This is a genomic window from uncultured Sphingomonas sp. (genome assembly GCF_913778135.1).
Lineage (GTDB): Bacteria > Pseudomonadota > Alphaproteobacteria > Sphingomonadales > Sphingomonadaceae > Sphingomonas.
This window is the reverse complement of record NZ_CAJYVU010000018.1, coordinates 1-5497: the sequence shown is the minus strand read 5'-3', so window position 1 is coordinate 5497 and position 5497 is coordinate 1. Positions and strand designations below refer to the sequence as shown.

The window sequence follows — 5497 nt, the reverse complement described above, 5'->3', positions numbered from 1 at the left end:
TTCTTCTTGAACGCAGCAGCACCGGTGCCGACCTTCGAGCGCCCGAAGTCGAAGCGCGTGCAGTCGCGCGACCGCGCATGTGCCATCAGCGCGAAATACATCCGGTCGTTGGCGCGCAGCTCACGCGCCGCCGCGGTGCCCCCGCCCCAGTAAGGATAGACGGTGCCGCGCCAGTAGAGGCTCAGCACGCTCGCGACCGGCTCGCCCCCGTGCCGCACCGTCAGCACGTCGGCATCCATCCGCGCTGCCACCTCGCGGAACAAGGCGCGTGGAAACACCGGGGTGCCCAGGTTGCGCACCGACTCGGCGTAGACACTGTAATGGTCGCGCAGCGCCGGCGCGTCACGGCCGATCTCGACCGTCAGGTCGTTCGCCAGCGCCTTGCGTACCTCGGCGCGCTGCTTGCGCGGGATGGCGAGCAGTTCGGCGGCGTCGTCCTCGGCGAGCGGGCGTGCGAAGCCGAGATAGCTGCCCGCATCCACCGCCCAGCCGGCCGGATGCGGGCCGCCGCGAAGCTCGACCGACGGACAATTGAGCCCGGCCGCCAGATCGCGCGCCGCCGACGCGAGCGGCTCGATTGCAACCACGTCGCCGAGGATGCCGCCATCGACCGCGAAGCCGGCCGACACTAATGCGCGCCCGAACAGCGGTGAACGCATCTCGGTCAGCGGCAGCACGCCGGCAAGGCTACCATCCGCATATTCAGCGACGAGCACGTGCGCGCGCTGACCGCAGGCGGCAGCGATCGCTTCGCTCCACGCAGGCAGATGAAAGGGCGTCGCGTTCGGGTGCGCGCGCACGAAGGCATCGATCGCCGCGCGATCTTTCGCGCTGGCAGCACGCACGCCGACCGGCTGTTCGAGCAGCGGCATCGTCACGTCGCCAGCCGATCCACCACTGCGTCGACCCGACCCCACTCGTGGCGTTTGAGCAGCCCACGCAGCTTGCCCGCCATCGCCCCCAGTCGGCTGTAATGACGCAGTTTCGACCTGAGCGGTGCCGCCGTCACCCGCGGCTGACCGGGATCGACCTCCCACGGATGGAAATAGAACATGCCGGGCTGCCCCGCCGCTGCGACCTGCCGCAACGCAAAGTCGGTCACGCCCGCGGGCAGCAGGCGAAAGAAGCCTCCGCCGGTCGCGAAGCGTCGTCCCGCCGCCTCACCGACGGTCACCGGAACCTCGACCAGCGCGTCATCACCCAGCGGACGCCAGGCATAGCGCGGGCTGTCACGCCAGCCGTAATGGTCGTGTGCGACCGGCGCGACGCTGGAGGAATAACGATACCCCTCCTCCGCCAGCACCGCGTGCGCCCAAGGGGTCCGCTGATCAATCGAGAAGCTTGGCGCACGGTAACCGGTCACGGCTCTGCCGGTCGCGTCCTCCAGCGCCACGCGCGCACGGCGCAGATCGGTGCGAAACGAGCCGGCATCCATCGTGAACACACGCTGGTGATCCCAGCCGTGACTCGCGACCTCGTGACCCTCGTCGACGACACGCCGCATCAGCGCACCGTGGCGGGCCGCGACCCAGCCCAGCGTGAAGAACGTCGCCTTGGTGTCCGTTTCGGCGAACAGGTCGAGCACACGCACGGTGTTGTCGGCGACGCGGCTCTCGAGCGTCGCCCAGTCAGCCTTGTCGATCGTGTGCTCGAACGCGCCGACCTGGAACCATTCTTCGACGTCGACCGACATGCCGTTCAAAACGCGCGCGTTCGCCATCTCAGGCGGCTCCGCGCACCGGCACGTCGCGCAGTTCGTCACGCTCGACCCAGTCGATCAGCAGCGTCAGCACGCGCCTGAGCGCCGCATCCTGCTCCGCGATCCGCTCTTCCAGCACCGCCAGACGTTCGTCGTCGATCGCCGACGGGGCCGGCTGTGCGGCCTCAACCTCGTCGTGGTTGGTGTTCGCCGCGGCGGGACGCTCGGGCGTGGGAAGCGTCGATGCGTTGACCGCGGGCATCTCGCGTCGTTGATCGTTCACAACTGCGCGCACCACCTTGGCGTCAATCATCTCGATCTCGCCTACCGCGGCGTGGAGCAGCACGCGGCTCATCAACTGGTTGAGCCGGCGCGGTACACCCTCGCTGGCGCGGTACAGCACCGGGAACGCGTCCTCGGTGAAGTTCGGGCGCCCGGTCCAGCCCGCGATCTGCAAGCGGTGGCCTACGTAATCGGCGACCTCGTCGGGCTCCATCGGATCGAGGTGATGCACCGCGATGACGCGCTGGCGCAACTGCTCCAGCCGAGCCGACCCATTCAGCCGTTCGCGAAATTCGGGCTGGCCGAGCAGGAAGATCTGCAACACCGCGTGCCCGCCGGCCTGAAAGTTCGACAGCATGCGCAGTTCTTCGAGCGCGGAGGTCGGCAGCGCCTGGCTCTCGTCGACGATCAGCAGCGTGCGCCGTCCGGTGCGTGCCACCGCGTGCAGCCCACGCTCGATCAGCAGCAGCAGTTCGGCCTTGTTCTTACCCGTGTGATCGATGCCCAGACCAGTCGCGACGATGCGCAGCAGGTCGTCCGCCTCGATCGCGGTCGACACGATCTTGATGACCTTCAGGTTGGCTGGGTCGATCTGATCCATCAGGTGCCCGACCAGCGTCGTCTTCCCCGCGCCGATGTCACCGGTAATGACGATGAAGCCCTCGCCCTGTGCCAGGCCGTAGCCAAGGTACGCCATCGCCTTCTTGTGCGTGGCGGTATCGAACCAGAAACGCGGGTCGGGCGTCAGCTGGAACGGGCGGTCGTGAAATCCGAAGAACGTCTCGTACATGGCCGTATCCGTTCAGAAATTATAGCGTGCGCCGAGCAGCGCCTGCGCCGACACCTGCTTGTCGAAATCGCCCTGGTCGAAGGCGTAGAGCCCCGCCGACAGCGACGTGCCGAGCCGCCCGAAGTTGCGACTGTAGGTGCCGTTCAGCCCGGTGCCATACACGTCTTGCGCGCCCACCAGATCGCTGGAATACCAATTGGCGTAGAGGTTGGCGTCAAACTGCGACACACGGCTGAGCGCCCGCGAGTAGAACACCTGCGCGTAGGCGCTCTGGTCCTCGTTCCCCAGCACCTGCGTGCCGACGGCGACCCGCGGCGCGTAGAGCCGGCGGTTGGCGTAGCCCGCGCCGATGCCGTAGCCGGTCCGCCCCTGCTGCACGGTCCACGCGCCGTCGATTCCGCGCGCGCGGTAACTGGCGGTCGAGATCGACTGGAACACGTCGTTCAGGCATCCGCCCGCGCCGCTCTCGCGGCTGCCGCCCTGGCGTCCGAACACGCAGCCGCCGAACAGCTGGCCAAAGGGATCGTTCTGCGTCTGGAAACTTGTCGGCAGGCCCGCGATCCCGTCGCGCAGCTGGCGCCCGAACGTCTCGATCGCGTCGTAGACGACGACTTGCAACCCCGATGCTTCCGACATCCGCCACGACAGCGCGCCGGTGTAGGTCTCCCCGCCGTAGCGGTATCCTGCGGTCGCCTGCAATTCGACGCGCGGCGACGGACGCCAGATCACGCCCGCGTCGTAGATCAGCCCGTCGGTATCGTAAGCGATCCGCTCGGGCGAGTTCGGGTCGGTGACGAAGCGACCGTTATTGTCGACCACCGCGTTGCCGGCCGCGTCGACCAGCGGGTCACGCTGCGTCGCCTTGATCCGCTCGTATCCCGCCCCCGCGCGCAGCGCGACCGTACGGCTGACCGGCACCACCACGTCGCCGCGCCCGTAATAGCCCTCGTATTTCTGATCGAGCTGGTTGGCGTCCTCGCGCTCATACGCGCCGCTCAGGGTCACACCGAACGGCGCGATCCGGTTGGCGGGCACACCGATGCTCGCCTGCAAGACGTGGTTGGTCGACGAATCGTAGCCGTCGAGCCGCGGCGAGCCGGGCGCTAGCAGGATGTCATTGTTCCCCTCGACCTTGGTGTAGCCGAAGCGATAGCTTCCGTTCACGTCGAACGGTCCGGCACGCGTCGCCACACTAGGCCCTGCGAACAGCGAGTAGACCTGGGTCAAATTGTCGCTGGTGCCGACAAGATTGATCGGTGCCGCACCGCGAATGTCACTGCGCTGCCGGGTGGCAAGCGCGCCACCGTCGAGCGACAGCCAGGGGGCGACCTGCGTCGTCACGCGGGCTAGGCCGCTGTGAACGCTCAGGTCCTCCGTATTGTCCTCCCACGAGAAACGCCGCTCGTAGCGGTAGCTGATCTGCCCGTCGGTTCGCCCGGTGCTGATCCCCGCGTCGACGCCGGCGGCAAGCGCGGTGTAGGTGACGACATCGTCGCCGTTCGACAGGTCGGCCGCGACCGCCTGCGTCGCCTCGATATAAGGCGACACGTAGTGCGAGCGCGACTGCGCAACGGCAGGTGCGGCGTAGAGCACCGCCACCGACGCCAACAGCGGTCCCGCCACGCCTGATGAGAACCGGGTCACGATTACTTCTCCTGACCGTAATAGCTGCCGAAGCGCCCGCGCCCCGGCTCGAACGATACCGAATTGATGACGAGGTGGATCTGCTCGCATCCGTCGAGCAGCTGCACCGCCTCGCGCACGTCGGTCTCGGTTGTGCGATCGGCGCGCACGACCAGCATGACCTGCCCGACCAGCAGTGCGAGCGTGGAGGCGGGCGAGGCGGCGAGTGCGGGCGGCGTATCGAAGATGATGATCCGGCGCGGATTGGCCGCGAGCAGACGATCGATCACCGCCTCGGTCCGGTGCGAAGCGAGCAGCTCGGTATCGGCATGGCTCCGCTTGCCCGCGGGCAGCAGCGACAGCTGCGGCACGTCGGTGCGCACCACGCACGTCTCGGGATCGAGCCGCGGGTCGCCCAAAGTGTCGAGCAGCCCGACACTGTCCTCCAGCCCCAGCCGCTGCATGATGTCGGGCTTGGCGAAATCGGCGTCAACCAGCAGGATTTCGACATCGCGCTCGGCCGCCAGGCTGATCGCGAGGTTGATCGCGCAGAAGGTCTTACCTTCGCCCGGTTTTCCCGATCCGACGATGATCGTGCGCGCGCGCTGCCCGATCGGCCCCTCGGCGATGTCGCGTGCGGTCAGCAGCAGCTGCCGCTTGACCAGCCGGAACTCCTCGGCGAGCGCGCCGACGGGGGCGCCGGGCACCAGCATGCCCGCCTCGGCAAGCATCGTGCGATCGATCTGCGCGACGTCGCTCTCGGGCGCCTCCCATTCATCCAGCCCGTCGTCGTCGGTGTCGGACAGGAACTCCGCCGGGATCGCGGCAAGCGTCGGCGGCACCGCGCGCGGCGGCGCGTGATCGGCCGGCGCCGCGCGGGGCTCCTCCACCGCAGCGACCGGCTCGTCATCGAGGAAGTTTTCCTCGACGGGCGCGTGGTGCTCGTCGAGCGGCGGCACCCCCCGCGCGCGCAGGTGCGCACCGAAATCATACACCTTCGCCGCGCGCTCGATCAGCGATTCCTCGCCCGCGGTCTTGGGGAAACGGTTCATGCGGCAAGTCCCCGCTGGAGCATCTCGACGCCGATCAGCGCCACGTACGCG

Annotated in this window: 5 protein-coding genes; all 5 read right to left on the bottom strand. The window is 68.1% G+C overall.

The window, feature by feature from the left end:
• Nucleotides 1-872 (bottom strand): GNAT family N-acetyltransferase (locus tag QZ847_RS01805; protein ID WP_294352551.1); only part of this gene is annotated, 872 nt, incomplete at its 3' end.
• Nucleotides 873-874: 2 nt separating this feature from the next.
• A complete protein-coding gene (locus QZ847_RS01800) occupies nt 875-1720 on the bottom strand; it encodes an XrtA system polysaccharide deacetylase (protein ID WP_294352549.1) in 846 nt (281 codons plus the stop codon).
• Between the two features lies 1 nt (nt 1721).
• Nucleotides 1722-2771, bottom strand: coding sequence for an AAA family ATPase (locus QZ847_RS01795; protein WP_294352547.1), 1050 nt, complete (start codon nt 2769-2771; stop codon nt 1722-1724).
• A 12-nt stretch (nt 2772-2783) separates the two neighbouring features.
• Nucleotides 2784-4415 carry a hypothetical protein gene (locus tag QZ847_RS01790; protein ID WP_294352546.1) on the bottom strand — a complete coding sequence of 544 codons (1632 nt, stop codon included), beginning with the start codon at nt 4413-4415 and terminating at the stop codon, nt 2784-2786.
• Nucleotides 4416-4417: 2 nt separating this feature from the next.
• Nucleotides 4418-5446, bottom strand: coding sequence for an AAA family ATPase (locus QZ847_RS01785; protein WP_294352544.1), 1029 nt, complete (start codon nt 5444-5446; stop codon nt 4418-4420).
• Nucleotides 5447-5497 lie beyond the last annotated feature (51 nt).